Raw genomic sequence first — 24781 nt, forward strand, 5'->3', positions numbered from 1 at the left:
TAGAGTCGCCTCCGTGGTGTCCCCCTACTTCCTCGGAGCAAGCGCATGAACGCCCCCACCCCTGGTTTCGGACTGCAAGACAAGATCGTGCTGGTCACCGGCGCGTCCTCCGGCATCGGCGCCGCCAGCGCCCGCGCCTTCGCCCGCGAGGGCGCGATCGTGCTGGCGGCCGCGCGCCGCACCGACGAAGGCGAGGCCGTGGCCGCGGCGATCCGCGCCGAAGGCGGCCGCGCGCGCTTCCTGCCCGCCGACGTGACCCGCGAGGACGACATCCGCCGCCTGGTCGATACCGCCGTGGCCGACTACGGCCGGCTCGACGTGGCCTTCAACAACGCCGGCACCGACGGCCGCTTCGCGCCGTTCCTGGAGCAGGACGCGGCCAACTACGAGTTGGTGATGAACACCAACGTGCGCAGCGTGCTGTGGAGCATGCAGCACCAGATCGCGGCGATGCTGAAGACCGGCGGCGGCGCGATCGTCAACAACGCCTCGATCGGCGCGCTGATCGGGTTCCAGAACGCGGCCGTCTACATCGCCAGCAAGCACGCGGTGATGGGCCTGACCAAGACCGCGGCGCTGGAGTACTTCCCGCACGGCATCCGCATCAACGCGGTGCTGCCGGGCATCATCGACACCCCGTTCCAGGACCGCGTCTGGGGCGACGAGGCCAGCAAGCAGGCGTTCGCGCGTTCCACCATCGCCGGCCGCAGCGGCACCGCCGACGAGGTCGCCGGGGCGGCGTTGTTCCTGGCCTCGCCGCACGCCAGCTTCTTCAGCGGCCAGGGCCTGGTCATGGACGGCGGCTATGTCGCCCAGTGACGCGCACGCCACGGTGGGCGACGAAGCCTTGGTCCTGATCGCCGAACTGCAGGCCAAGCCGGGTTTGGGCGACACCCTGCAGCGCGAACTGCAGGCCTTGGTCGCGGCGACCCTGACCGAACCCGGCTGCCTCGGCCTCGCCCTGCATCGCTCCAGCGACGATCCGGATCTGCTGCTGATCTACGAGCGCTGGCGGTCGCGCGCCGCGCTGGCGACGCACGTGGACCTGCCGCACACGCGCGACTTCTTCGCGCGGTCGCCGCAGTGGCTGGCCGCCGAAGTGCGGCTGCGCCGCTTCGGCCTGCAACTGCCGGCCGCTTAACACCCTTAGTTTCATCCTTCCCCCAAAGGAGATCACCGATGAACACCCGCACTCTCGGCCCGCAGGGCCCCGTCGTCTCCGCGCTCGGTCTGGGTTGCATGGGCATGAGCTTCGCCTACGGCGCGGCCGACGAAACCGAATCCATCGCCACCCTGCACCGCGCGCTCGATCTGGGCGTGACCTTTCTCGACACCGCCGACGTGTACGGCCCGCACACCAACGAGCGCCTGCTCAACCGCGCGCTGCAGGGTCGGCGCGACCAGGTGTTCCTGGCCAGCAAGTTCGGCATCGTGATGGACCCGGCGCGCCCGGAACTGCGCGGCGCCAACGGCCGTCCCGAATACGTACGCGCCAGCATCGAGGGCAGCCTGCAACGCTTGGGCACCGATCACCTGGACCTGTACTACCTGCACCGCGTCGATCCGAACGTGCCGATCGAGGACACGGTCGGCGCGATGGCCGACCTGGTGACGCAGGGCAAGGTGCGCTACCTGGGCCTGTCGGAAGCCTCGGCGGCCACCGTCGAACGCGCGCATGCGGTGCATCCGATCACCGCGCTGCAGAGCGAGTACTCGCTGTGGACCCGCGATACCGAACGCAACGGCGTACTGGAGACCTGCGCGCGCCTGGGCATCGGCTTCGTGTCCTACAGCCCGCTTGGGCGCGGTTTCCTGACCGGACAGATCGCTTCGGCCGACGCGCTGCAAAGCGACGATTTCCGTCTGCAGACGCCGCGTTTCCAGGGCGACAACTTCCAGCGCAACCTGGCGCTGGTGGAAACGGTGAAGACGCTGGCCGCGGGCAAGGGCTGCACGCCCGCGCAGCTGGCGCTGGCCTGGGTGCTGGCGCAGGGCGAGCACCTGGTGCCGATCCCGGGCACCAAGCGCCGCAAGTATCTGGACGACAACGTGGGTGCGTTGGAGGTGCGCTTGGACGCGCGCGATCTGGCGGCGCTGGATGCGGCGTTCGCGCCCGACGCGGTCGCGGGCGAACGCTATTCGCAGGCGGGGATGGCGTTGGTCAGCGGTTGATGGTGTCGCGGGTAGGAGCGGCGTGAGCCACGACTGGTATGTCTCGGCGTGTGGTGGGTTGCGCGGCCGTTCGTATTTTCGCGGTCGCAGCTCACGCAGCCCCTACAGGGAGGTAGGGAGGTTTCGTGGCGCCTGCCTTCTGTGGGAGCGGCGTGAACCGCGATCGGATGCCGGTGTAGCGCCATGAGCTGGGGTAATCGCGACTTACGTCGCTCCCACAGAAAGCGGGGCGGGCAGTCTGAAGCGGTCATCCCTTGCTTTGGGGTAGGGGCGGCGTGAGCCGCGACCGGGATGCACGGCCTACGGCGTGGCGCGACCGCTCGCATTGTCGCGGTCGCAGCTTACGCAGCGCCTACAGGGAGGTAGGGAGGTTTCGTGGCGCCTGCCTTCTGTGGGAGCGGCGTGAACCGCGATCGGATGCCGGTGTAGCGCCATGAGCTGGGGTAATCGCGACTTACGTCGCTCCCACAGCATGCGGGGTGCAGGCGATCTGAAGCGTCGCGTGCTTGCTTTGGGGTAGGAGCGGCGTGAGCCGCGACCGGGATGCACGGCCTATGGCGTGGCGCGACCGCTCGGATTGTCGCGGTCGCAGCTTACGCAGCTCCTACAGGGAGGGAGGTTTCGTGGCGCCTGCCTTCTGTGGGAGCGGCGTGAGCCGCGATCGGATGCCGGTGTGGCGTCACCACCTCACCACTGGTACCGCACCGTCGCCGTGACCGTGCGCGGATAGCCGTAATAGCACCACAGCGCGCTGTTGCAAGCGCTGACGTACTCCTTGCCGAACAGATTGCTGGCATTGAGCTGGAAACGCCACTGGTCGTAGTCGTAGTGCACCGTGGCGTCGAACAAGGTGTAGGACGGCGTCTTCCATTGGTTGTAGAGATCGCCGTAATGGTCGCCGACGTAACGCACGCCGCCGCCCACGCCCAAACCCGACAGCGTGCCGTAGGCGAGCGTGTAATCCGCGCCCAGCGAAGCCGAATGCCGCGGCTGCAGCGCCACCTGCTTGCCGATCGAGGCCGCGTCGGTGCTGCGGGTGATCTCGGCGTCGGTGTAGCTGTAGGCGCCGTACAGGCTGAGGCCGCCGCGCAGGTTCCAGCGCCCTTCCAGCTCCAGGCCGCGCACGCGGGTTTCGCCCTGCTGCACCGAGAACAGGGTGTGGTTCGGATCGACGCTGAGGCTGTTCTTCTGATCGATCTGGTACACGGCCAGCGTCGCCAGGCCGCGGCCCGTGACCGGCTGGTACTTCAGGCCGGCCTCGACCTGCTCGCCGGTGGTGGGCTTGAACGCGCGGCCGAAGAAGTCGGCGCCGACCGTGGGCTGGAACGACTGCGAATACGCCAGGTACGGCGCGAGGCCGGACTCGAACACGTAGTTCACGCCCAGCCGGCCGGAGAATCGGCGATCGTCCTGGCGCGTGCGCGCGACCGGATTGGCGATGAGGTTGTCGGTGCGCGTGCGCACCCAGTCCTGGCGCCCGGCGGCGGTGATCACCCAGCCGCCGTAGCGGATCTGGTCCTGCACGTACACGCCCAGCTGCTGCTGCACCTTGTCCTCGTGCGAGGTGTAGGCCGGCACCACGATGGGCGCGCCGTACACCGGATCGAACACGTCCAGCGGCGGCGCGCCGAACGCGAACGCCGAGGCGTAGTCGCTTTGCAGACGGCGGTAATCGACGCCGGCCAGCACGGTGTGGTTCCAACGCCCGGTGTCGAAACCCAATTGCAGGTTGTTGTCGACGGCGAGCGATTGGGAGTGCTCCTCCAGCGGGAACAGGTAACGCGTCAGCGTGCGCAGATCGCCCTGCAGGCCGAAGCTGCCGACACCGGCGTCGTGGTCCACGTCGACCTGGGTGTAGCGCAGGTTCTGACGGAATTCGACGCCGCCGTCGAAGCGGTGCGCGAACTCGTAACCGGCCGACTTCATGGTCTTCAGATAATCGTTCCAGCCCGGGTCGCCGGTGAAACGGTGCATCGGAATCTTGCCGTTGGGGTTGGGCAGCAGCGTGCCCGCCGCCGGCAGGAAGCCGCCGCCCTGCGCGGTATCGGCCTTCTGCCAACGCGCCAGCAAGGTCAGCGAAGTCGCATCGCTGGGCTTCCAGGTCAATGCCGGCGCGAAGTAGTAGCGATCGTCCTGAACGTAATCGACGACGTTGTCGCTGTTGCGGGCCAGGCCGGTCAGTCGATAGAACAGCGTGCCGCTGTCGCCCAACGGGCCGCCGAAGTCGAACGCGGCCTGGCGCAGGCCGTAGTTGCCGACCTGCAGCTCGATCTCGCGCAGCGCCTGTTCGGTCGGGCGCTTGCTGACCAGGTTGACCAGGCCGCCGGGCGGCATCGCGCCGTAGGACACCGAGGTCGGCCCCTTGAGCACGTCCAGCCGCTCCAGGCCGTAGGGCTCGATGCGGGTGGCGCCGGTCCAGACGCCGTCGGTCAGGGCCAGGCCGTCCATGTAGCGCGCCGGGCTGAAACCGCGCACCAGCAACCAGTCGCTGCGCGTGTCCTGGCCATAACCGCCGCCCTGCGCGCCGGCCACGTACCACACCGCTTCCTCCACGCCTTGGATGCCGCGGTCGCGCATCTGCTGGGCGGTGATCACCGAGATCGACTGCGGCGCCTCGATCAGCGGCGTGTCGGTCTTGGTCGCGGTCTGGCTGCGCTTGGCGATCGGCGCGCGCACTTCGACGCTGTCCAGGTCGGTGGCGGCATCGGGTTCGGCCGCGAACGCCGACATCGGCAGGATCAACAGGCCGGCCAGCGCACAGCGCACGGCCCTGGCGGTGGCGCGGACGGGAATCGGGAACGACGGCATCGGGGTCTCGGGCAGGGGCGGGCGTGGTCCATGGGCAGCGCATCCGGGCGCGGGACGTTCATGCAAACAATAATCATTCTCATCTTAATGGCTGGCCGCCGGAGCGCGCAAACCCATGCCGGTCGGTGCGGTCGTCATCACCCATCGTGCGCCGGCCTGCGCCTCGCGTGGTCTAGCATCGGGCTCTCGACTCCGACGCCCCTACCCGCATGCGCCTGCCCAGCCTTCTGATCGCCAGCACCCTGTTCGCCACCGGCGCCGCCGCCGCCCAGAGCGCGCCCTCGCCCGATCTGGACCGCGCGGCGCAAGCCGTGAAGGCCGAGGTGGTGGCCTGGCGGCGCGACCTGCATCAGCACCCGGAGCTGGGCAACCACGAAGTGCGCACCGCCAAGCTGATCGCCGACCAGCTGCGCCGGATCGGGCTGGAACCCAAGACCGGCATCGCCCACACCGGCGTGGTGGCGGTGCTCAAGGGCGGGCGACCGGGCCCGCGCATCGCGATCCGCGCCGACATGGACGCCCTGCCCGTCACCGAGCCGGCCGGGCTGCCGTTCGCGTCCAAGGTCAGCACCACGTACCGCGGTCAGCCGGTCGGGGTGATGCACGCCTGCGGCCACGACGCGCACGTGGCGATCTTGCTGGGCGTGGCCACGGCGCTGGCGGCGCGCAAGGCGGAGCTGCCGGGCGAGGTGATGTTCGTGTTCCAGCCGTCCGAGGAGGGTCCGCCCAACCCCGGCGAGCCCTTCGGCGCGGCGCTGATGCTGGAACAGGGCGTGTTCCGCGACTTCAAGCCCGAGGCGGTGTTCGGCCTGCACGTATGGGCCGGCCTGCCGGTGGGCCGCATCGGCGTGCGCGCGGGTCCGTCGCTGGCCAGCGCCGACGAGTGGAGCCTGACCGTGCGCGGCAAGCAGACCCACGGCTCGCGGCCCTGGGACGGCGTCGATCCGATCACCGTCGGCGCGCAGATTCTGCTGGCTTCGCAGAGCATGATCGCGCGCCAGATCAACATCGCCGCGACGCCGGTGGTGCTGACCGCGGGCCAGTTCAACAGCGGCGTGCGCTTCAACATCATTCCCGACGAGGCCAAGCTGGTCGGCACGTTGCGCACCTTCGACGCGGGCGTGCGCGAAGACGTGATCGCGCGCTTGCGCCGCACCGCCGAAGACCTGGCGCATGCCAGCGGCGCCAGCGCCGAGCTGCAGGTGGTCAACAACGCGCCGGCCACGATCAACGATCTGGCGCTGACCCAGCGCGTGCGGCCGTCGCTGCAGCGCGCGGTCGGTGCGGACCAGGTGGTGGAGATGCCGATGGTGACGGTGGCGGAAGATTTCTCGCAGTTCGCCAACACCGTGCCGGGCGTGTATTTCTTCGTCGGCTCCACCGCGCAGGGCATCGATCCGGCCCAGGCGCCGATCAACCACTCGCCGCAGTTCATGCTCGACGAGGGCGCCTTGGACGTGGGCACGCGGGCGATGCTGCAGTTGGCCTGGGACTATTTGAGCGCGCCGCCGCAAGGGTGAGCCGCGGTCTTTCCCTGTAGGAGCGCTGTTGATTTCTGTGGGAGCGACGTGAGTCGCGATTGCGCAAGTTCGGGCTGCGACGCCGGCTGCCGATCGCGGCTCACGCCGCTCCCACAGAGAGCGGAGCACGCGGCTCTTGGGCGACGCCTTGCTTTGGGGTAGGAGCGGCGTGAGCCGCGGCCACGCGAATGCGAGCCGCGGCGAAACGATGGCCTTTCACGTTGCGCCGTCGTCGTGGTTTCGCGGTCGCAGCTCCTACAGGGGGCCAGCGGAGCGCTGTTGATTTCTGTGGGAGCGACGTGAGTCGCGATTGCGCAAGTTCGGGCTGCGACGCCGGCTGCCGATCGCGGCTCACGCCGCTCCCACAGAGAGCGGAGCGCGCGGCTCTTGGGCGACGCCTTGCTTTGGGGTAGGAGCGGCGTGAGCCGCGACCGCGTCAGCGCGATCAACGGCGCAGGCCCGCGCCCCGCCTCACCAAAACCCGCATCCGCCCCCAATCGACCAAGGTCGCGCAGCTCCATGGACGGTGCTTGGGCTAGCATCGGGGCTTTCCTGCCGGAGTCCGTCGATGAAGCGTCCGCTGTCCGTCGCCTTGAGCTGCGCCCTGCTCGCCCTGCCGCTGGCCGCCGCCGCGCAGTCGGCGCAACGCCCGGAGGTGGGGGCCGCCGCGGCCAAGGTGAAGGATCAGGTGATCGCTTGGCGGCGCGACTTCCACCAGCACCCCGAGCTGTCCAATCGCGAGGAGCGCACCGCGGCCAAGGTCGCCGAGCACCTGCGCGCGCTGGGCCTGAAGCCGCGCGTGGGCATCGCGCGCCACGGCGTGGTCGCGATCATCCAGGGCGGCAAGCCCGGACCCAAGCTGGCCTTGCGCGCCGACATGGACGCGCTGCCGGTGACCGAACAGGTCGACCTGCCGTTCGCGTCCAAGGTCACCACCCAGTTCAACGGCCAGACCACCGGCGTGATGCATGCCTGCGGCCACGACGCCCACACCGGCATCCTGCTGGGCGTGGCCGACGCGCTGGTGGCGATGAAGGACGAGCTGCCCGGCCAGGTGATGCTGGTGTTCCAGCCCTCCGAAGAGGGTGCGCCCGGCAACGAGGAAGGCGGCGCCTCGCTGATGCTGAAGGAAGGGCTGTTCAAGGATTTCAAGCCCGACGCCATGTTCGGCCTGCACGTGTTCTCGACCCTGCAGGCCGGCCAGATCGGCGTGCGCCAGGGCCCGCTGATGGCGGCGTCCGACCGCTTCAGCATCAAGATCAAAGGCCGCCAGACCCACGGCTCGCGGCCCTGGGGCGGCATCGACCCCATCGTCGCTGCCGCCGACGTGATCGGCACCTCGCAGACCATCGTCAGCCGCCGCACCGACATCGCCAAGCTGCCGGCGGTGGTCACTTTCGGCGCGATCAAGGGCGGCATCCGCTACAACATCATTCCCGACGAAGTCGAAATGGTCGGCACCATCCGCACCTTCGACGAGGGCATGCGCGCGCGCATCTTCGCCGACCTGAAGAACGTCGCCGAGCACGTCAGCGCCGCGCACGGCGCGACCGCGGTGTCGGCGGTGCCCGACAGCGAGGGCAACCCGGTCACCTACAACGACCCGGCATTGACCGCCCGCATGCTGCCCAGCCTGAAGGCGGTGGCCGGCGAGGCCAACGTGGTCGAGCCTTCGCTGCAGATGGGCGCGGAGGATTTTTCCTACTACGCCAAGGAAGTGCCGGCGATGTTCTTCTTCGTCGGCTCGACCGAGAAAGGCATCGACCCGGTCACCGCGCCCAGTAACCACTCGCCGCAGTTCAAGCTGGACGAGTCCTCGCTGGACCTGGGCTTGAGGGCGTTGCTGCAGGTGACGTTGGATTATCTGCATCAGCCCCAGGGTTGAGCGGCGCCGGCGGAGCGAGCGCGTTGGGCTAGGAGCGGCGCGAGCCGCGACCGCGTCAAGGCGATCGATTGCGATAACGGTAGAACCGCGATCTGCGTCGTTTCGCGGTCGCAGCTTACGCAGCTCCTACAGGAAGGCATCGAACTTTCCTGCCTTCTGTGGGAGCGACGTAAGTCGCGATTGCGTCAGTCGGGATACGACGCCGGGCGCCGATCGCGGCTCACGCCGCTCCCACAGAGAGCGGCGGCGTCCTCTTCCTTGCGCATCGCGCAGGTCGGAAGCTGCGCAACTACAGCTCCTTCGACGAATGCGGATCGATCGAATACGGGTGATGCTGCGCCAGGTGCCCCGGCTGCATCTGCACGCGCCCGATCCAGGCGCGGAAGTTCGGGTACGGCGCCAGGTCGATGCCCGCGTCCTCCGCACGACTCGCGTAGGCATACAAGGCGATATCGGCAATGGTGTAGTCCGCGCCCGCGGCGAACGCACGTTGCGCGAACTCCGATTCCAGAATTCCCAGCGCGCGTAGAGACGCGCCGCGCTTGGCGTCGATCAAGGCCTGCGCGCGCTGCGGCAGTTTGCCGGTCAGGGTCCAGTAGCGCAGCGAGCCGATGCTCATCTCCACGTACTGCTGCTCGAACGACAGCCACTGCCGCACCTTGGCTTGTCCGAACGCGTCCGCGGGCAGATAGGCCGAGCCCTGGGCCAGGTAGTCGAGGATGGCGTTGGACTCGGCCAGCACGCGCCCGTCCTCGAGCTCGATCGCCGGCACCGCGCCGGTGGGGTTGATGCGGCGGTACTCGTCGCGGCGGCCTTCGCCTTCGAAGATGCTGACGATGTGCGTGCGGTAGGGTCGCTGCAGGTGCTGCAGCAGCTGGCGGATCTTCCAGGCGTTCTGCGAGGGCAGGTAGTCGTAGAGCGTGAGCATGGCGCGGGTTCCAAGGGCGATGGCGCCAGTCTCGGCCGCAGCGCGCGGGCGCGATATCCGATTCTTGCCCTGGCGCCGGCCCCGGCGCGGCAAGCGGGTAAAATGCGCGCATGACCCAAGAACTCCCCCTCGGCCGTCACGTCGACTACCCGCGCGAGTACGACCCCTCGCTGCTGTTCCCGATCGCGCGCGCGCTCGGCCGCTCGCACATCGGCCTGTCCGATCAGGCCCTGCCCTTCGTCGGCCTGGACCGCTGGCATGCCTACGAACTGAGCTGGCTGGACCCGCGCGGCAAGCCCTGCATGGCCACCGCGACCCTGAGCGTGCCGGCCGATTCGCCGAACCTGGTCGAGTCCAAGTCGCTCAAGCTGTACCTGAACTCCTACAACGCCTCGCGCTTCGACAGCGCCGAAGCCGTGCGCGCGCGCATCGCCGACGACCTGAGCCGGTCCGCCGGCGCGCCGGTCGAGGTCGCGTTCGGCCTGCCGCCGGTGCGCGAGAGCGCGGCCGAGTCGCTGGACGGCCTGGACATCGCGATCGACGACTACGGCCCGCCCAACGCCGCGCACCTGTCCGCCGATGCCGACCGGATCGTCGAGGAGACGCTGAGCAGCGGTTTGCTCAAGTCCAACTGTCCGGTCACCGGCCAGCCCGACTGGGCGCGCGTGGACATCGCCTACCGCGGTCCGCGCCTGGACCGCGCCGGGCTGCTGCGCTACCTGGTCTCGTTCCGCGACCACGCCGAGTTCCACGAACAATGCGTGGAACGCATCTTCGCCGACCTGCTGCGCCTGGCCGCGCCGCAGGCGTTGTCGGTGGAGGCGCGCTACACCCGTCGCGGCGGCCTGGACATCAATCCCTGGCGTGCCACTACAGACTTTTTGCGCCCGCCGGCACAGCGCGACGAACGTCAGTAACGGCGGCCCCGAGCGTTCACACGGACGCAATATCTTTTTAACAATCGGCGTGTCATCGTGAGTTCGCCAACGATTGGCAGGAGCTCACGACACCCATGACTACCCCGGACAAAAAAGCCGATTTCTCCGACGTGCAAAGCAGCGTCGACAGCACCGAGCAGGTAACCCAGCGGGCCGACTTCAGCGATGTGCAGTCCTCGGTCAGCTCCACCGAAGACATCACCTCGTCGACGGCGCCCACGGACCAGACCTATACGGTGGAAAAGGGCGACACGCTCTCGCACATCGCCAAGCAGTTCTACGGCAAGGCGAACAAGTGGAACGCGATTTTCGAAGCCAATCGCGACCAGCTCGACGATCCCGACAAGATCAAGCCCGGTCAGGTGCTGAAGATCCCCGCGATCAACGATTGATCCCAACCACACGATCCGCCGGGGCCATGGTCCCGTGCGCTCGAACGCCTTGTTCGCACTTTCCAGGAGAAACACCATGATGATCCGCAATCGCACGACCTACGCCGTGGCCGCAGCTCTGGTGGCCACGCTGGCCCTGGCCGGCTGCAAGAAGAAGGAAGAGCCCGTAGCCGTGACCCCGCCGCCGGCCGCCGAGCCGGTCGCGCCGACCCCGGCGCCGGCGCCCGTCGCCGCCACCGCGAGCGTCGCCAGCGTCGACCTGGGCAGCGCCGTAGGCCCGGACAAGAAGGTCACCACCGCGGCCACCACCTTCAAGCCCAAGGACACGATCTACGTCGCGATCTCCACCAGCACCTCCGACCCCGCCGCGACCGTGCCGGCCAAGCTGGGCGCGAAGTGGACCTTCCAGGACGGCCAGACCGTGAAGGACGACAGCGCCGACGCGCAGCTGATGGGCCCCGGCGTGACCAACTTCAGCATCAACAGCCCGAAGGGCTTCCCGACCGGCAAGTACAAGGTCGACGTGTCGCTGGACGGCGCGGTGGTGCAGTCGAAGGAATTCGAGGTCAAGTAACTCTCTCCCCGCCTCATGGGCGGGCAAGCCCGGGCGCGGTTCCACGAGGACCGCGCCCTTTTTTTGTCCGCGGCCGCGGCGCTCAGGCGCCCGGAAACGCGCCGTCCAGGTAGTACCAGCGGCCGTCCTCGCGCAGGAAACGGCTGATCTCGTGCAGGCGCACCGCCGAGCCGCCGCCGACGCGGTAGCGGGCGACGAATTCGACCGTGGCGGCGTCGGCGCCGTCGGGGCGGTGGCGTTTGACGTCCAGGCCCAGCCAGCGCGTGGCCGCCGGGTCCAGCTCCAGTTCGGCCGGACGCGTGCGCGGGTGCCAGGTCGCCAGCACGTACTCGCGCAAGCCCAGCACGTAGGCGCTGTAGCGCGAGCGCATCAGCGCCTGGGCGTCGGCGGCCGGCGCGCCTGCGTGCAGCGGCCCACAGCAGGCGGCGTAAGGGCGGGAAGGGTCGCAGGGACAGGCGGACATGGTCGGGGGCGGGCTCGATCTAGGGGTGGGCCAGCGGCGAAATCGCGGCCGGAACGCGAATTCTCGGCGAGCGCACGCCGCTGCGACTACCATGCGCGTCCCGAACCCCGCCGCGCGACCCGACATGAAACCGCCCGCTTACCTCGACGACGCCCAGATCGAACGCCTCGCCGACCTGCTCGACCAACGCGCCGTCCCGTTCAAGGGCTTCAATCTGGAAGCGCTGGACGGCTTCCTGTCGGCGCTGGTGGTCGCGCCCGAAACCCTGCCGGCGGCCGAGTGGCAGCCCGCGGTCTGGGGCGGCACCCCGCCGCGCTGGAGCGACGAGACCGAGGCGGCCGAAATCGAGGCGCTGCTGCAGGGCCACTGGAACATGGCCGCCGCGCGCGTGCGCCACGGCGACGACGACCTGCCCGACCATCTGGCGCCGCTGTTGTGGCTGCCCGAGGACGTGGAAGTGGACCAGGGCGACGACCTCGACGTCGGCCGCGACTGGGCCTTCGGTTTCTTCCGCGGCGTCGAGCTGCGCGAAGCCGCGTGGGAGGCCTGGCTGGACGAGAACGAATGGATCGACGAGATCTTCGTGCTGTTCGACCGCCTCGCCAGCGGCGAAGTGCTGGGCGAGGATCCGGAAGCGCCGGGCACGCCGATCAGCTACCGCGAACGCCTGGAGATCGTCTCCGGCCTGCCCGGCATGCTCGCCGACCTGCACCACCACCGCATCGAGGCGCTGACCCCGCGCGAACCGATCCGCCGCGCCGACACGCCGGACCGCAACGCGGCCTGTCCGTGCGGGAGCGGGAAGAAGTACAAGAAGTGCTGCGGGGCTTGAGATGGGGGTCGGCTGCGCCCCGGGCTAGCTTCGCTCGCGGTTCTTGATCTCGATCGTGGTCTTGACGTCATTCCCGCGCGGGCGGGAGTGACGGGAAAATAGCGTCCGCGCTCGCGTTGACGCTGCCTACTTTGGGCTTTCGCTTTTCGCTTTTTTGCCGTCATTCCCGCGAAGGCGGGAATCCAGCGACTTTAACGTCGGTACACACAGCGACATCATCGGCAGAACCTGGCCGCAACGCTGTTCTTCTTTAGTAGCGACGGCGTTCCAACTTCGCGCTGAAGTCACTGGATTCCCGCCTTCGCGGGAATGACGAGCCAAAAGCAGTCGCGCGAGCCATTGGGCGGCTATCCGCTCATACGCGCTCGTTTCATCGCGCTCCATCCACCTCCCACCTCACCTCCGCGCTTCCACCATGCAGAGCCCCTCCCACCCCTGCCTCAGCTGCGGCGCCTGCTGCGCCCACTTCCGCGTCGCTCTGCACTGGAGCGAAACCGACGCGTTCGATCCCGAGGGCACACCGGCCGAGCTGACCGAACCCCTCGACGCCCACCGCGTCGCGATGCGCGGCACCTACGGCGGCCGCGCATTGCGTTGCATCGCGCTGCAAGGCGATATCGGCGTCTCCGCCCATTGCGGCGTCTATGCGCAGCGCCCGTCGCCGTGTCGCGAACTGCAAGCCGCGTGGGAGTACGGCGAACCTAGCCCGCAATGCGACAAGGCGCGCATCGCCTATGGCTTGGCGCCTCTAACGCCGCAGCAATGGTCGCAACAGAAATCCGGCTAGCGCTTGGAGCGTCGTCGGCTTTAGCACTCGAAGCGATCGCAACTAGCGATCCGACCGAACGAAGTACAGCTGCTTGTGTCCTTTGGCCTCGTACTGCGCGCGTATCGTCTCGGCCGCTTCGGGCTGCTGATAGCGCTCGATCAGGAACTCGTTTCCGTTGTCGTCCAAACGATATAGCAGCCACCGTGCAGGCCCCAGCAGCGGACGGACCCAAGGCAAGTCGGCTTCCGACAGTTCCATCGCTCTCAATATTTCGAACAGGTCCAACCGCGTGTCGGGCGAGGTCCCCGCTACGGAGATACTTACTCGTTGCGCTTGGTCCGGCCCTTGCAGGTGGGCCTCCGCAAGACAAATGCAATGGCCTAGCTGGAGCACGGCCGTCCGAACCCAGCCCAGACCCGGCTCCTCGAATTCGTCCAGCGTGAGCTGCCACTTCGCGGCGAACTCATCCGCATTCCAGGGCAGAACGCAAACCGGAACCGCGGCTACCGTTTCATACCATCGCGAGTTGTCGACCCGAATCACAGCCATGCTTCACTAGCTCCGACTTTCATTCGCGTCGATGTCAGATTCCGAGGCGGATCGCGGAAAGCTCGTGGTCCGGTGGAATCAAGTTGGCCGCGCGCTCCATGGGGAGCTTGCGTCTGGTGATGTCGTACCAGACTTCATCGTCATCGCATTCACCGCCCAGATGCATCAGGTCGAGCACGCCGACGAACTCGAAATGAACCGCGTTTCCGTAGCTATTTCGATACCGATGCTTGGCCGACCTGCCGCGCCGCTTCGCGTGCGCCAAGGCCTTACGCGCCGTCATGGCACGGAACACGATGATCCGCTCCTCGCAGGTGCGCATCACGCCCGGGTCGCCATCGACCATCACACGAAACTGGAACAGCAACTTCGCGGCGAAACGCTCGCCGGCCTCGACTTCGGGTGCGCGGGTCTTACCGGATTCTTTCGTCTTGCTCATTGGAACTCCTAACGCCGCTCGCCGACCCGTCAACACCGGGACCCGGGGCCCGCCCCTAGCCGCGGAATGCATCATTCCACAGCGTACGACCCTGATGCCGCCTCGGCCTTTGCCACGCCCGGCCCGAACCGCGACAATGGCCGGCCGGATCGCAGCGCCATCGCGACCCGCCAGCACCCTGCTTCGCCCCTGCGCCCGCGCACGGGACGGCCCCACTGGAGATCGTAATGACCGAGTTCGTAGCGACGCCGCCCGCAGGCGGCGCCAAGATCACCAAGACCCCGACCGGCCTGAATGTGCCGGATCGCCCGATCATCCCGTTCATCGAAGGCGACGGCACCGGCCCGGACATCTGGCGCGCCTCCGTGCGCGTGCTGGATGCGGCCGTGGCCAAGGCCTACGGCGGCAGCAAGAAGATCGAGTGGCTCGAGGTCTATGCCGGCGAGAAAGCCAACAACACCTACGGCACCTGGCTGCCCGACGGCACCGTGCAGGCCTGCCGCGATTACCTGGTCAGCATCAAGGGCCCGCTGACCACGCCGGTCGGCGGCGGCATCCGCTCGCTCAACGTCGCGCTGCGCCAGATGCTGGACCTGTACGTGTGCCTGCGCCCCGTGCGCTGGTTCGAGGGCGTGCCCTCGCCGGTGAAGAAGCCGGGCGACGTCGACATGGTGATCTTCCGCGAGAACACCGAGGACATCTACGCCGGCATCGAGTGGGCCGGCGGCAGCAATGATGCGCAGAAGGTGCTGGACTTCCTGCAGAAGGAATTCCCGCAGGCGTTCGACAAGATCCGCTTCGGCACCGCCGACAAGAACGGCGCCTGGCTGAAGGAACTGGAAGCCATCGGCGCTCCGGCGCGCGAGCTGCCGGTCGAAGTCGGCCTGGGCATCAAGCCGGTCAGCCGCCTGGGCACCGAGCGTCTGGTTCACAGCGCGATTTCCTACGCGATCGAGAACAAGCGCAAGTCGGTGACCCTGGTCCACAAGGGCAACATCATGAAGTACACCGAAGGTGGCTTCCGTGATTGGGGCTATCAGGTGGCGCGCGACTTCTTCGGCGCGGTCGAACTCGACGGCGGCCCCTGGCACGTGATTCCGGAAGGCAAGCCGGGCGCGGGTCTGGTCATCAAGGACGCGATCGCCGACGCCTTCCTGCAGCAGATCCTGCTGCGTCCGAAGGAGTACGACGTGTCGGCCACGCTGAACCTCAACGGCGACTACCTGTCCGACGCGCTGGCCGCGCAGGTCGGTGGCATCGGCATCGCCCCGGGCGCCAACATCAACTACGTCACCGGCCACGCCGTGTTCGAAGCGACCCACGGCACCGCACCGAAGTACGCCGATCTGGACAAGGTCAACCCGGGCTCGGTGATCCTGTCGGGCGAGATGATGCTGCGCTACATGGGCTGGACCGAAGCCGCCGACGCGATCATCGCGGCGATGGACAAGGCCATCGGCAGCAAGCGCGTCACCTACGATTTCGCCCGTCTGATGGACGGCGCGACCGAGGTGAAGTGCTCGGAGTTCGCCGACGAGATCATCAAGCATCTCTGAGGCGGCGACGCTCGCATCGCTGCATGACGAAGGGCGCCTCGGCGCCCTTTGTTTTGGGCGGGACCGTCGGTCGCGCCGCGCATTCAGCCTGGTGAAATAACGGCGCCCGCCGGCGATCACTTGATAGGGCCGCGGAAAGCTGGCAGTTTCGGCGCCACGAGCACCAGCTCGCGCCCGCACAGGAAAGGATTTCCGATGGCCGACCCAGCACAGCCCACCCCCGTCCTGCCTTACGACGCGTCCCATCCAGACCACGCGCGTTACCAGAAGGTCTACGACGCCGTAAAAGCCGGCGGGCAGTGGAACGACGCCGAATCGCGCAACGTCGCCGCAGGTCTCTACGACCAGTTGCGGCGCAATCCGCAAATGGGCGACTTCGACCGCATCGTGGTCGGCAAGCCCGACGCCGCGGTGCCGTCGGTGTTCGCGATGAAGGGCAGCGGCAACCCGCCCGAGGCCCAGCCCTGGGTCAGCGTACCGGCCGCGATCAGCAAGACCAGCGCCGATCAGACCCTGGCCGCCTACGCGCACACGCCTCAGGTCGGCAAGGACGGTTACTTCGTCGACCCCGACATCACCAAGAAATCGATCCCGGCGCTGGAAAAGGGGCCGCTCAAGGACATCAACGCGGTGGTCATGCACCGTACCGAGGGCTCCAGCGCGCAGGGCGCGTTCAACTCCTTCAAGACCGGCACCGGCACGCATTTCCTGATCGACAAGGACGGCACGATCTACCAGACCGCCAGCCTCAACGAGCACACCCAGCACGTGGGCAAGATCCGCGGCCGCTGCATGGAAGAAGGCAACTGCTCGAAGGAGGAGAAGGCTTTCTTCGACAAGACCGGCTGGAACCCCAAGGCCATCCACGACCACGAGAAGGCCAAGCCCTACCCCGAGCGCTTCCCGATGAATTCCGACAGCGTCGGCATCGAGGTGGTCGGCAGCTACAACGCCAAGACCAAGACCTGGGACGCGCCGACGCCGGAGCAGACCGCGTCGATCAACAAGCTGGTGGGCATGCTGCAGAAGGAATACGGGCTCAATGACAAAGACGTCTACAAACACGATGCCATCTCGTACAAGACCCAGGGCGAAGGCGCGGATCTGTACGTGCCTGCTCGCACTCCCGCTACTCCTGTCGTGCAGCCATCCGGGCCCAGCCGCTAAGTCCGGCACCGCCTCCGCGATCACGGTCACGCGCGTCGATCGCGCGGTGTTCGACGCCGCGTCGGGCAAGGACCCCACGCTCAAGCCCAGCTGCGAGGCGTGGACGCTGAGCGACAAACAGGTGGCGAGTTATTTCGCCGCCGCGCGCGAGTACCCGGACGGCACCCACGACACCTATTACTGGCTGCCCTGCTCGATCAAGGGCAGCCTACGTGCGGGCGGCCAGGACTGGGACTTCGAGATCAACGCCGCCGCCACCGCCACCTGGACCCGCGGCGACACCGTGCGCAAGTGGGGCTGCGACGCCAAAGCCTGCGAGCCGCTGGTGCTGATGATGCCGGATGGGAACGATCCCTGAGTATCGTCCGTAGGGCGCGGCGAGCCGCAGGCGAACCGCGCCGTCGCCTTCGAGTTAGGCACGATGATGCGGTTAGCGCCGCATCCTACTTGCTGATTGCCGATGAGTTGAAATGGATCGATCTGTGGGGTTCGAATCGGACAACGACGCCCGATCGAAGGTCGACATGCCAACTCGCTCGCTCTACGCCGTCGATGCTGTATGTCACGACAAGATTGTGAGTCGTATCGATCACGCCCGGCCCCACTGGTCGCCGTGCCGACCAGCTGCGCTCCTTGGTGTCGAACCAGGCCATTTGCCCATCGTCGATGGCCCGTATCTCGTCCTGCTTTTGGGCTATGACCAGATTTATGGCCTGACCGTGTGGCATCGGCGCAAGCGTAATTTCGGTTGCGTTCGGAGCGGCGAAATCGATGAATTCAGATCGGGCAAATGCGGCTATTTCGTCCACCAGGTTTCGCGACGGCGCGGCGAAAGGCGCCGCATCCGGAATCATCCATAGAACGGTCTCGCCCGGCGTCAAGGCAGCCATGCGTACTTTCAGTTCTTCGACGGACGCGATCTTGTCGCCGCTGGCGAGCACTTCCTCTGGTGTCTTGCTGCGATTGGTTCCGTTGAGCAAAACGAAACGCCAAGGCCCGGTTCCGGACTCTCGCCAGCTGTACAACTCCTTGTCCTTGAAGCTGGGTCTCTCGGTGCCATGTGCCTCAGAAGCAGCCACGGCACTGGAAAATGCAAGCAGGATCGGCAGCAGGAAAGAGCGCATGCAAGATTACTCAATACCAGAACAGGGTGATCGCACCGCGCTAGGCTAGCTGCCGCCCCGATTATGCGGTTGACATCGCATCCTACTCTCCATCCGACAGATTCATGTCGGATGCTTCGGAACTTGGCATTGGCGTGCGTCCCGTTGGCTGGCGCTCGACATCGATTACACCCAACTCGAAATAGTTCGGCCCCAGCACGCGCTTCTCGAACGTCCAGGTCATTAGAACGGCGTCGTCCTTTTTGATCACGACCGTCACCCCATGTCGCAGAGGGTTTGCCATCGAGAGGAATAGCTGGCGTCGCGAATCCACCGCGATATCGAACCGTCCTTCTTCGTCTGTGGTTGCTTGAAGGACGCCACCCATATCCTTGATCGAAACCGTGGCATCGACTACCGGCATTCCATTGCTCACCACCTGCCCTTTACCGCCGGTCAACTCCGATACGGGCTGGTAGGAGAAGCACGCCCGCAGGATCAATGCCAGAACCGCGGCTGCGCCCACAAAACGAAGCGTGTTGACCACGATCCAGCGCCTGGACTTGCGCGTGCCCGCAGCTGTATCTGGATCAGTAGTTCTCATCGCGACTAACCCTGGGTCAAGACACGCCGCCAATCTTGGATATCGGACGTCTCACGGAGTCGTGCGGGTGGCCTTGCCTTCCATCACGCTGACGATGCGGCGCCCGCCCTGGTCGCGGGTGTTGGAAACGACCAGAACCTTTTCGCGCAACGGCTCCAGCTGGATCTCAAGACTGCTGGCCGGCTTTCCAGGAGCGCTGAAAATGCCGTACAGCCTTGGGAACTCCAGCACGTCGCGAATGGAAGTGCTGCTGCGAAAAACGCCCTCCTGCGCCACGGGCGGGCGCCGGATCGAGCCGATCCGGTCGAGCGCGATCCGCTTGTCGTTGACGATCAGGGTGCCGCCGTCGTCCAGCCGATCGGTGAAACAAAATACGTAGGTCGAGGTTATTGCCTGCTTGGCAGGCTCGCCCTTCCACTTGAAGTCGCCGTCGTAACTGCTGGTGTAGCCCGAGCCGCGCGCCGACGAGCCCAGCTCGCGTATGGGCCCGCTCAATTGCTCGGTGAATGTGCCCTTCCAGCATTCTTCAGGCGCAGGGTCCGCGCCGAATGCGGTGGTGGGCGCTGCGAGCCCTAGCGCCGCTACCAATGCCAGCGAGCGATACATGATGGCGATGATCCTTACAGGGCCTTGGAAGGCGAAGCGTAGCGTTCGTGCTGCGCATAACTCAAATGCTCAACCGCAGGCTTGCTGCCGGATGCGTTGTGCCGCGTCCATTCCCGGTACGCGCTATTTGTTCCGATGGTCAGGCGCCTCAGGGGCCACCTCCGGGTCGGCCGCCGCGGCGGCCGGGGCGATCAAAGCCCAAGTGCCGCTATTGCACGTCAGTGGAATCGCGCCATAGCGGTCGATCACCGGAATGGCGTCCCAGGTCCAGGGGCCGCAAGATTCCGCGGATGACCTCCCGCTCTCGCCCAGGCCGGTATCGGCGGTGGTGCGGCACTGTTTCCACCGATCCAGTTTCTCGTTGAAAGCCAGAATATCGGGCCCATGCAGGTTGACGATCACGGCGGTGGCGCCATCCTCGTTGCTCTGCAACTCGCGAAACTGGATGGACATGCGCCGTCCGTGCTCGCGCAGCATCGCCGCATCCGGCGATTCCTCGATACGACGGCATTCGTTTTGCCAGAACGCGTCGCCGCCGACCGCCGCGACTTCGCGCACGCAGTCGGTCAACGGCATTGCGGTGGCGGCGGCGAAGCGTTCGAGCAAGGGCTGCAGTTCGCTCTCCTCGCAGGCTCGGGCCTGGCCCTGCGCGAGCAGCAGTGCCGCACACAACGTTACGATGCGTTTGACGTTCATACCGCATCCTAGCAGCCGTAGGATGCGGTGAACCGCAGGCGAACCGCATCGTCGCGCGGCGCCGGGCGTCTGCGTCGGTGCGGTTTGCACCGCACCCTACCGCGGCGTCGGCCCATCGCTGGATTCGCCGGAATAGGCCGCCGCGACGGCCGGGCCTTTTTACAGACTCATGTCCGTGATGTGCTTCTTGAACGCCATCGTCCGCATGTACTGCGTATAGTCTCGTTCGAGGAAGGTGCGCATGTCGGCCTCCTCGTCCGTGGCCAGGATGCGCACCATGTTGCCGCGCGAGTCGATACGGATATGACCGACGTAGGTGATGGCGCCGGCTTCGACGCTGAACTTGTTCGAGGAGTGGAAACTCGCCTCGCGGCCGACCACGACGATCTTGCTCCACATGTAGTCGCCCGCGGTCACCGGCATCACCCAGTACTTTTCCGGTTGATTGACGAATATGGCTTCGTCCGGGCCGATGAAGGCCTCGGCCATGGACGAACCGAAGGTCTCCTGAGCGCGGAACTTCTTGAACTGCAATTGCAGCCAGGACTGGTTGCTCTCGACCTTGAACACCAGCACGCCCTTGCTGGGCGCGATGCGCTTGCCGTCGGCGAGGTTGCGCGAGGTCGCGCAGGCGGACAACACCAGGACCAGCGCCAAAATCGCCAGGCACCGAAATGCTTTCATCAGTTTCATGGAACCCCTGTTCGCGTATCGGTTAGGCACGTCCGCCGCGCCCCCAGCGCGGGGCGCCATGGTCGGCAACGCGCTCGGACGGTGTCAACGCGAGGTCACGCGCCTGCGCCGAACCGGTTGGCCGCAAAGACGAAGGGCGCCCTGCGGCGCCCTTCGTTGCTGCCATCGAAACGCGCCGACTTAGGGCTTGGCGGCCTTAGGCGCAGCCGCGGCGGGCGTCGCCGCCGGTGCCGCCGGCGCTCCACCCGCCAACACCTGCGCATCGCCGTACGGCCCGCGCCCCAGCTTGCCGGTCTTGATCCAGTCCAGCTGCAGGCGGAAGTAGCCGTCGGCGATGCGGGTTTCGGTGCGTTCGCCGTTGGCTGCGGTTTCGAACTTGAGGATGCCGTGGTCGGTTTCGGGGAACACCACCAGGGTCAGCGGACGGCCCGCGGCGGCGACCGATTGCAGGCGGTCGCGGGTTTCCTCCGGCGGCGCCTCGCGATCGGCGCCGGCCAGCATCCACAGCTGCGGCACCTTGAGTTCGCGCAGCACCGGCATCGGGTCGTAGTCCCAGCTGGTGCCCTTGTCGAGTTCGGGTTCCATCGCCTTGAGCTGCTGCGGCGTGTGCGACACCACCAGGCCGGTGTACTCGCCCTTCATCGCGCCCCACCACTTTTCCTGGCCGTACTTGTTGCGCGCCACGGTCAGCGCGTCCCAGCCGTCCTTGCCGTGCGAGGCGACGATGGTGCCGGTGGCGTCGGTGACTTCGCGCGCCTTGGCGACCACGTCGTCGCCGTAGCCGGCGTTGCGCAGGTCCAGCGCGACCTGGCCGGCGTCCTCGCCCAGCGGGCTGATCGCCATGCCGTAGCCGACCGCGACGAAAGCCGCTTCCGGCGTCTTGCTGGCGGCCAGCGGCGCGATCCAGCCGGCCTGGCTGCCGCCGTGGAAACCGATCTTGCCGGCGCGCTTGCCGGCCAGGCGCTTGGCTTCCAGCAGCGCGGCCTTGGCGTCGTCGGACAGCAGATAGAAGTCTTGCGTGTACTTGCCGCCGGACTCGCCGGTGCCGCGCTTGTCGTAGACGAACACGCCCACGCCGTTGGCCGGGAACAGGTTCTGCACGTGGTAGCGGTTGACGCCGGAGTAGTCTTCCGAGCCGTGCACGGTGACGATGATCGGCACCGGGCCGCTGCCGCGCGGCAGCACCAGGCGGCCGCGCAGGTTGACCCCGTTGCCCTCGAAGCGGGTCTCGGTGATGTCGAACTTGAGCTTGCTGCCGTTCTTGCCGTCGAACGAAATCTTGCCCTGCGCGCACTCGCCGAAGCTCACGCGCACGTTGTCGGCGCGCTCGGTCCAGCCCAGGGTGCCGGTCCACTGGCCGTCGCGCTCGCTGAGGCGGCCGGTGCGGCCGTCGATCAGGCGCCAGCGCAGCGCGCCTTTGTCGGCGTTGGCGACGTCGACGATGCTGCCGTCGTCGAGACGGTAGGCGCCGGCGTGGCAGCTGGTGGTGTCGGTGGCGTTGGAAGCCAGCGCGGCCGGGCAGATCAGCGCGGCGGCCAGGGCCAGGACTAGCGGAATGCGGACGTGGGGCATGGTGCGATCTCGTTGGGGCGGCGCGCAGCGCCGGTGCGATGTCCGTGGGTGGGATGCGCGAACGCGGGCGTCGGTTGCATCCTCTCGGAGGGATTGTGCCGCAGGCGCGGCTCAGCAGTCGTTGTGATCGTGCTCCACGCGCTCCAACGCGTCGGCGTAGCGCGTCAGTTCGGCCGCGCTCGCGCGCGCTGCGCTTAGTGCGACCGGCAGCAGGCGCTCGCCGTCGGGGCTGAGCCAGCGGCCGGCGAGGCGGTCGCCGTCGGCGCGCAGCAGCATGGCGCCGGTGATGCCGGTGCCGGGCACGGTCTCGACCAGGCTCAGGTGGCGGCTGTCGCGCGTGGCCTGCAGCAGCAGCCAGTTCGACACGCCGTCGTAGCGGTACATGGCGCGCACCAGGCGGTGGTGGCCGCCGCAGGGCGAGGCTTCGTCGACCAGGTACAGGGTGACCGCGCGCGTGCCGACCTTGCCGCGGTAAACGCGTTGCGCGGTTTCGCTGGCGTCTTCGGCCACCCAGGCCGGTGCCGCGGGGGTGGCGGCCTGCAACGGTGCGCCTATCAGTGCCGCGGCCAGCGCGACGGTCGCGAGCAGCGCGCGCCGGCCGGACCGGCGATGGTGTGGGTTCACGGCGTGGCCTCCCTGTCTCGCGTCGGCGGGCAGCATGCCACAACCGTCGCGGCCGGCTCCGCGGCCGCGTTCGCGAACCGGCGGCGGCGCGGCTTAGTGCGCGGCGGCAGGCGCGGCGCTGGTGTCCTTGCTGTCGGCGACGAAGCGGCGCATCTCACGCTCCAGCACCGGCAGCGGCACCGAGCCCAGGTTCAGCAGCGCGTCGTGGAATTTCGCCTCGTTGAAGCGATCGCCCAGCTGCGTCTGCGCTTCGCTGCGCAGCTGGCGGATGCTGCGATAACCCAGGTAATAGGCCAGCGCCTGGCCGGGCCAGCTGATGTAGCGGTCGACCTCGGTGCGGATGTCGTGCGGCGCCAGCGCGGTATGTTCGGACAGGTAGTCGATGGCCTGCTGGCGGCTCCAGCCGTACTCGTGCAGGCCGGTGTCGATGACCAGGCGCGCGGCGCGCCACATCTCGAAGGTGAGGCGGCCGAAATCCTCGTACGGGGTTTCGTACACGCCCAGCTCGATGCCCAGCCATTCGGTGTACAGGCCCCAGCCCTCGCCGTAGCCGGAGAAATAGGTCTGGCGGCGGAAGTCGGGCCGGTCCGGCGCTTCCAGGGCCATCGCCGCCTGATGGCTGTGGCCGGGCACGCATTCGTGCAGGGTCAGCGCGGCCAGCGTGTACAGCGGACGCGACGGCAGGTCGTAGGTGTTCATCAGGCACGAGTCCAGGCCGCCGCGGCCGGAGGTGTAGACCGGCGCGATGTCGTCCGGCACCGGCAGGATCGCGAAGCGCTTGCGCGGCAGCTGGGTGAACAGATCCTCCAGGCGCCCGTCGACCTTCTTGGTCACGTAGGCCGAGTACGACAGCAGCTCGCGCGGGGTCTTGGCGTAGAACTGCGGGTCGCTGCGCAGGAAGGCCAGGAATTCCGGGAAGCTGCCCTTGAAACCGGACTTGCGCATCACCTCCTGCATTTCGGCGGAGATGCGCGCGACTTCCCGCATGCCGATCTCGTGGATCTGCGCGGGCGTCAGCTGCAGCGTGGTGTATTCGAGCACCTGGCTGCGGTAGAACGCCTCGCCGTCGGGCAGTTCGCGCGCGGCGGTGCTGGTGCGCGTGCGCGGCAGGTATTCCTCGCGCATGAACTTCAGCAGGCGCGCGTAGGCCGGCGCCACTTCGTCGCGGATCGCGCGTTCGGCTTCGGCCTGGAACGCGCGGCGGGTGCCCTCGCCCAGATGGGCGGGGATGGACGCGAAGGTGACCGAGAACGGGTTGTCCGGGCCGGCCTTGGCATAGGGCTCGATGGTGCGGTCGCGGCCTTCGATGCTCACGCGCGGCACGCTGTAGCCGCGCGCCAGGCCGGCGCGCATGTTGGCGATGTTCTCGTCGAAGTAGCGCGGCAGGTCGTGCAGACGGCCGAGCAGGCGGCGGTAGTCTTCGGCGCGCTGGTAAGGGCGACGCGGGTTCAGACCGCCCCAGAAGAAGGTGTCGCTGTTGAACGGCGCCTCATAGGTGCGGTAGCGCGCGTTGTTGAGCTGCGCGGCGACCGAGGTGCGGAACACGGCGGCGTTGATGCGCTCCTCGTCGGACAGCGCCGATTCGGGGATGGCGTCCAGTTTGGCCAGCACGTCGCCCCAATACGCGGCGCGGCGCTGCCAGGCCTGCGCGGTCACGCTGGGCATGCGGTCGCCGTCTTCCCAGCGGCCGTCGGGTTCGCGCACCTGCACGAACTCGGTCTGGCGCCAGCGCCATTCGGCGTCGTAGAGCGCGCGCAGCTGGCGGGTGGCCTCGTTGGGCGCGGCCGTGGTTGTTTCGGCGGCGGCCTCGGCGGCCGTCGCCGGCGCGACGGCGGTCAGCGCCAGCGCGGCCAGCAACAGGGACGGACACAGCAGGCGGACGATCATGCGC

26 protein-coding genes are annotated in these 24781 nt (G+C 67.5%); 13 read left to right on the top strand and 13 right to left on the bottom strand.

Features of this window, described 5'->3' with window-relative positions:
* The first annotated feature begins 45 nt into the window (after nucleotides 1-45).
* The 3 genes from LVB77_RS01030 to LVB77_RS01040 are packed head-to-tail and all read left to right on the top strand — an operon-like array spanning nucleotide 46 to nucleotide 2172.
* Nucleotides 46-819 carry a glucose 1-dehydrogenase gene (locus tag LVB77_RS01030; RefSeq protein ID WP_232908373.1) on the top strand — a complete coding sequence of 258 codons (774 nt, stop codon included), beginning with the start codon at nucleotides 46-48 and terminating at the stop codon, nucleotides 817-819.
* Nucleotides 806-1141, top strand: coding sequence for a putative quinol monooxygenase (locus LVB77_RS01035; RefSeq protein ID WP_232908374.1), 336 nt, complete (start codon nucleotides 806-808; stop codon nucleotides 1139-1141). The genes LVB77_RS01030 and LVB77_RS01035 overlap by 14 nt, the downstream gene beginning before the upstream one ends.
* A gap of 38 nt (nucleotides 1142-1179) precedes the next feature.
* Nucleotides 1180-2172, top strand: a complete 993-nt coding sequence (locus tag LVB77_RS01040) for an aldo/keto reductase (RefSeq protein ID WP_232908375.1) — start codon at nucleotides 1180-1182, stop codon at nucleotides 2170-2172.
* A gap of 687 nt (nucleotides 2173-2859) precedes the next feature.
* On the opposite strand, the gene LVB77_RS01045 is transcribed toward LVB77_RS01040, so the two are convergent.
* Nucleotides 2860-4980: a TonB-dependent siderophore receptor gene (locus LVB77_RS01045; RefSeq protein ID WP_232908376.1), complete on the bottom strand. Its 2121-nt coding sequence runs from the start codon at nucleotides 4978-4980 to the stop codon at nucleotides 2860-2862.
* Nucleotides 4981-5189: 209 nt separating this feature from the next.
* Between LVB77_RS01045 and LVB77_RS01050 the strand changes: the two genes are divergently transcribed.
* A complete protein-coding gene (locus LVB77_RS01050; RefSeq protein WP_232908377.1) occupies nucleotides 5190-6500 on the top strand; it encodes an amidohydrolase in 1311 nt (436 codons plus the stop codon).
* Between the two features lie 568 nt (nucleotides 6501-7068).
* Nucleotides 7069-8385, top strand: a complete 1317-nt coding sequence (locus tag LVB77_RS01055) for a M20 family metallopeptidase (RefSeq protein WP_232908378.1) — start codon at nucleotides 7069-7071, stop codon at nucleotides 8383-8385.
* Nucleotides 8386-8674: 289 nt separating this feature from the next.
* Here the strand turns inward: LVB77_RS01055 and LVB77_RS01060 are convergent, their stop codons facing one another.
* Nucleotides 8675-9313: a glutathione S-transferase family protein gene (locus LVB77_RS01060; RefSeq protein ID WP_232908379.1), complete on the bottom strand. Its 639-nt coding sequence runs from the start codon at nucleotides 9311-9313 to the stop codon at nucleotides 8675-8677.
* Between the two features lie 110 nt (nucleotides 9314-9423).
* Here LVB77_RS01060 and queF point away from each other — a divergent pair, with 110 nt between their 5' ends.
* The 3 genes from queF (at nucleotide 9424) to LVB77_RS01075 (ending at nucleotide 11217) form a co-directional block, all read left to right on the top strand.
* Nucleotides 9424-10230 carry an NADPH-dependent 7-cyano-7-deazaguanine reductase QueF gene (queF, locus tag LVB77_RS01065; protein ID WP_232908380.1) on the top strand — a complete coding sequence of 269 codons (807 nt, stop codon included), beginning with the start codon at nucleotides 9424-9426 and terminating at the stop codon, nucleotides 10228-10230.
* A gap of 95 nt (nucleotides 10231-10325) precedes the next feature.
* Nucleotides 10326-10643: a LysM peptidoglycan-binding domain-containing protein gene (locus tag LVB77_RS01070; protein WP_091637445.1), complete on the top strand. Its 318-nt coding sequence runs from the start codon at nucleotides 10326-10328 to the stop codon at nucleotides 10641-10643.
* A gap of 76 nt (nucleotides 10644-10719) precedes the next feature.
* Nucleotides 10720-11217 carry a hypothetical protein gene (locus tag LVB77_RS01075; protein WP_232908381.1) on the top strand — a complete coding sequence of 166 codons (498 nt, stop codon included), beginning with the start codon at nucleotides 10720-10722 and terminating at the stop codon, nucleotides 11215-11217.
* 82 nt (nucleotides 11218-11299) lie between these two features.
* On the opposite strand, the gene LVB77_RS01080 is transcribed toward LVB77_RS01075, so the two are convergent.
* Entirely contained in the window at nucleotides 11300-11680 is a 381-nt protein-coding gene (locus LVB77_RS01080) for a YchJ family metal-binding protein (protein WP_232908382.1), read from the bottom strand.
* 124 nt (nucleotides 11681-11804) lie between these two features.
* Between LVB77_RS01080 and LVB77_RS01085 the strand changes: the two genes are divergently transcribed.
* Together LVB77_RS01085 and LVB77_RS01090 are read left to right on the top strand one after the other, a co-directional pair.
* On the top strand, nucleotides 11805-12512 hold the full coding sequence (locus tag LVB77_RS01085; protein ID WP_232908383.1) for a UPF0149 family protein: 708 nt from the start codon (nucleotides 11805-11807) through the stop codon (nucleotides 12510-12512).
* 415 nt (nucleotides 12513-12927) lie between these two features.
* Entirely contained in the window at nucleotides 12928-13299 is a 372-nt protein-coding gene (locus LVB77_RS01090; RefSeq protein WP_232908384.1) for a YkgJ family cysteine cluster protein, read from the top strand.
* A gap of 42 nt (nucleotides 13300-13341) precedes the next feature.
* On the opposite strand, the gene LVB77_RS01095 is transcribed toward LVB77_RS01090, so the two are convergent.
* Together LVB77_RS01095 and LVB77_RS01100 are read right to left on the bottom strand one after the other, a co-directional pair.
* Nucleotides 13342-13830 carry a hypothetical protein gene (locus LVB77_RS01095; protein ID WP_232908385.1) on the bottom strand — a complete coding sequence of 163 codons (489 nt, stop codon included), beginning with the start codon at nucleotides 13828-13830 and terminating at the stop codon, nucleotides 13342-13344.
* Nucleotides 13831-13864: 34 nt separating this feature from the next.
* Nucleotides 13865-14269 (bottom strand): DUF4288 domain-containing protein, encoded by a 405-nt coding sequence (locus LVB77_RS01100; RefSeq protein WP_232908386.1) that lies wholly within the window; start codon nucleotides 14267-14269, stop codon nucleotides 13865-13867.
* A gap of 227 nt (nucleotides 14270-14496) precedes the next feature.
* On the opposite strand from LVB77_RS01100, the gene icd reads away from it, so the two are divergent.
* The 3 genes from icd to LVB77_RS01115 all read left to right on the top strand — a co-directional run bounded on the left by icd (nucleotide 14497) and on the right by LVB77_RS01115 (nucleotide 17350).
* The gene (icd, locus tag LVB77_RS01105) at nucleotides 14497-15825 is read left to right on the top strand and encodes an NADP-dependent isocitrate dehydrogenase (protein WP_232908387.1); all 1329 of its coding nucleotides are present in this window, start codon (nucleotides 14497-14499) and stop codon (nucleotides 15823-15825) included.
* A 195-nt stretch (nucleotides 15826-16020) separates the two neighbouring features.
* On the top strand, nucleotides 16021-16992 hold the full coding sequence (locus LVB77_RS01110) for a peptidoglycan recognition family protein (protein WP_232908388.1): 972 nt from the start codon (nucleotides 16021-16023) through the stop codon (nucleotides 16990-16992).
* 46 nt (nucleotides 16993-17038) lie between these two features.
* A complete protein-coding gene (locus tag LVB77_RS01115) occupies nucleotides 17039-17350 on the top strand; it encodes a hypothetical protein (RefSeq protein ID WP_232908389.1) in 312 nt (103 codons plus the stop codon).
* 85 nt (nucleotides 17351-17435) lie between these two features.
* On the opposite strand, the gene LVB77_RS01120 is transcribed toward LVB77_RS01115, so the two are convergent.
* The 8 genes from LVB77_RS01120 to LVB77_RS01155 all read right to left on the bottom strand — a co-directional run bounded on the left by LVB77_RS01120 (nucleotide 17436) and on the right by LVB77_RS01155 (nucleotide 24777).
* The gene (locus LVB77_RS01120) at nucleotides 17436-18116 is read right to left on the bottom strand and encodes a hypothetical protein (RefSeq protein ID WP_232908390.1); all 681 of its coding nucleotides are present in this window, start codon (nucleotides 18114-18116) and stop codon (nucleotides 17436-17438) included.
* An 82-nt stretch (nucleotides 18117-18198) separates the two neighbouring features.
* Nucleotides 18199-18642, bottom strand: a complete 444-nt coding sequence (locus LVB77_RS01125) for a carboxypeptidase-like regulatory domain-containing protein (protein WP_232908391.1) — start codon at nucleotides 18640-18642, stop codon at nucleotides 18199-18201.
* Between the two features lie 108 nt (nucleotides 18643-18750).
* A complete protein-coding gene (locus LVB77_RS01130) occupies nucleotides 18751-19305 on the bottom strand; it encodes a hypothetical protein (protein ID WP_232908392.1) in 555 nt (184 codons plus the stop codon).
* Between the two features lie 123 nt (nucleotides 19306-19428).
* Nucleotides 19429-20001: a hypothetical protein gene (locus tag LVB77_RS01135; RefSeq protein WP_232908393.1), complete on the bottom strand. Its 573-nt coding sequence runs from the start codon at nucleotides 19999-20001 to the stop codon at nucleotides 19429-19431.
* Between the two features lie 159 nt (nucleotides 20002-20160).
* On the bottom strand, nucleotides 20161-20694 hold the full coding sequence (locus tag LVB77_RS01140; RefSeq protein ID WP_232908394.1) for a hypothetical protein: 534 nt from the start codon (nucleotides 20692-20694) through the stop codon (nucleotides 20161-20163).
* A gap of 180 nt (nucleotides 20695-20874) precedes the next feature.
* Nucleotides 20875-22266 (bottom strand): alpha/beta hydrolase, encoded by a 1392-nt coding sequence (locus LVB77_RS01145; protein ID WP_232908395.1) that lies wholly within the window; start codon nucleotides 22264-22266, stop codon nucleotides 20875-20877.
* A 111-nt stretch (nucleotides 22267-22377) separates the two neighbouring features.
* Entirely contained in the window at nucleotides 22378-22890 is a 513-nt protein-coding gene (locus tag LVB77_RS01150; protein ID WP_232908396.1) for a hypothetical protein, read from the bottom strand.
* Nucleotides 22891-22983: 93 nt separating this feature from the next.
* Complete coding sequence (locus tag LVB77_RS01155; protein ID WP_232908397.1) at nucleotides 22984-24777, bottom strand: DUF885 family protein; 1794 nt, start codon at nucleotides 24775-24777, stop codon at nucleotides 22984-22986.
* Between the last annotated feature and the right edge of the window lie 4 nt (nucleotides 24778-24781).

It is taken from the genome of Lysobacter sp. 5GHs7-4, assembly GCF_021284765.1.
Lineage (GTDB): Bacteria > Pseudomonadota > Gammaproteobacteria > Xanthomonadales > Xanthomonadaceae > Lysobacter.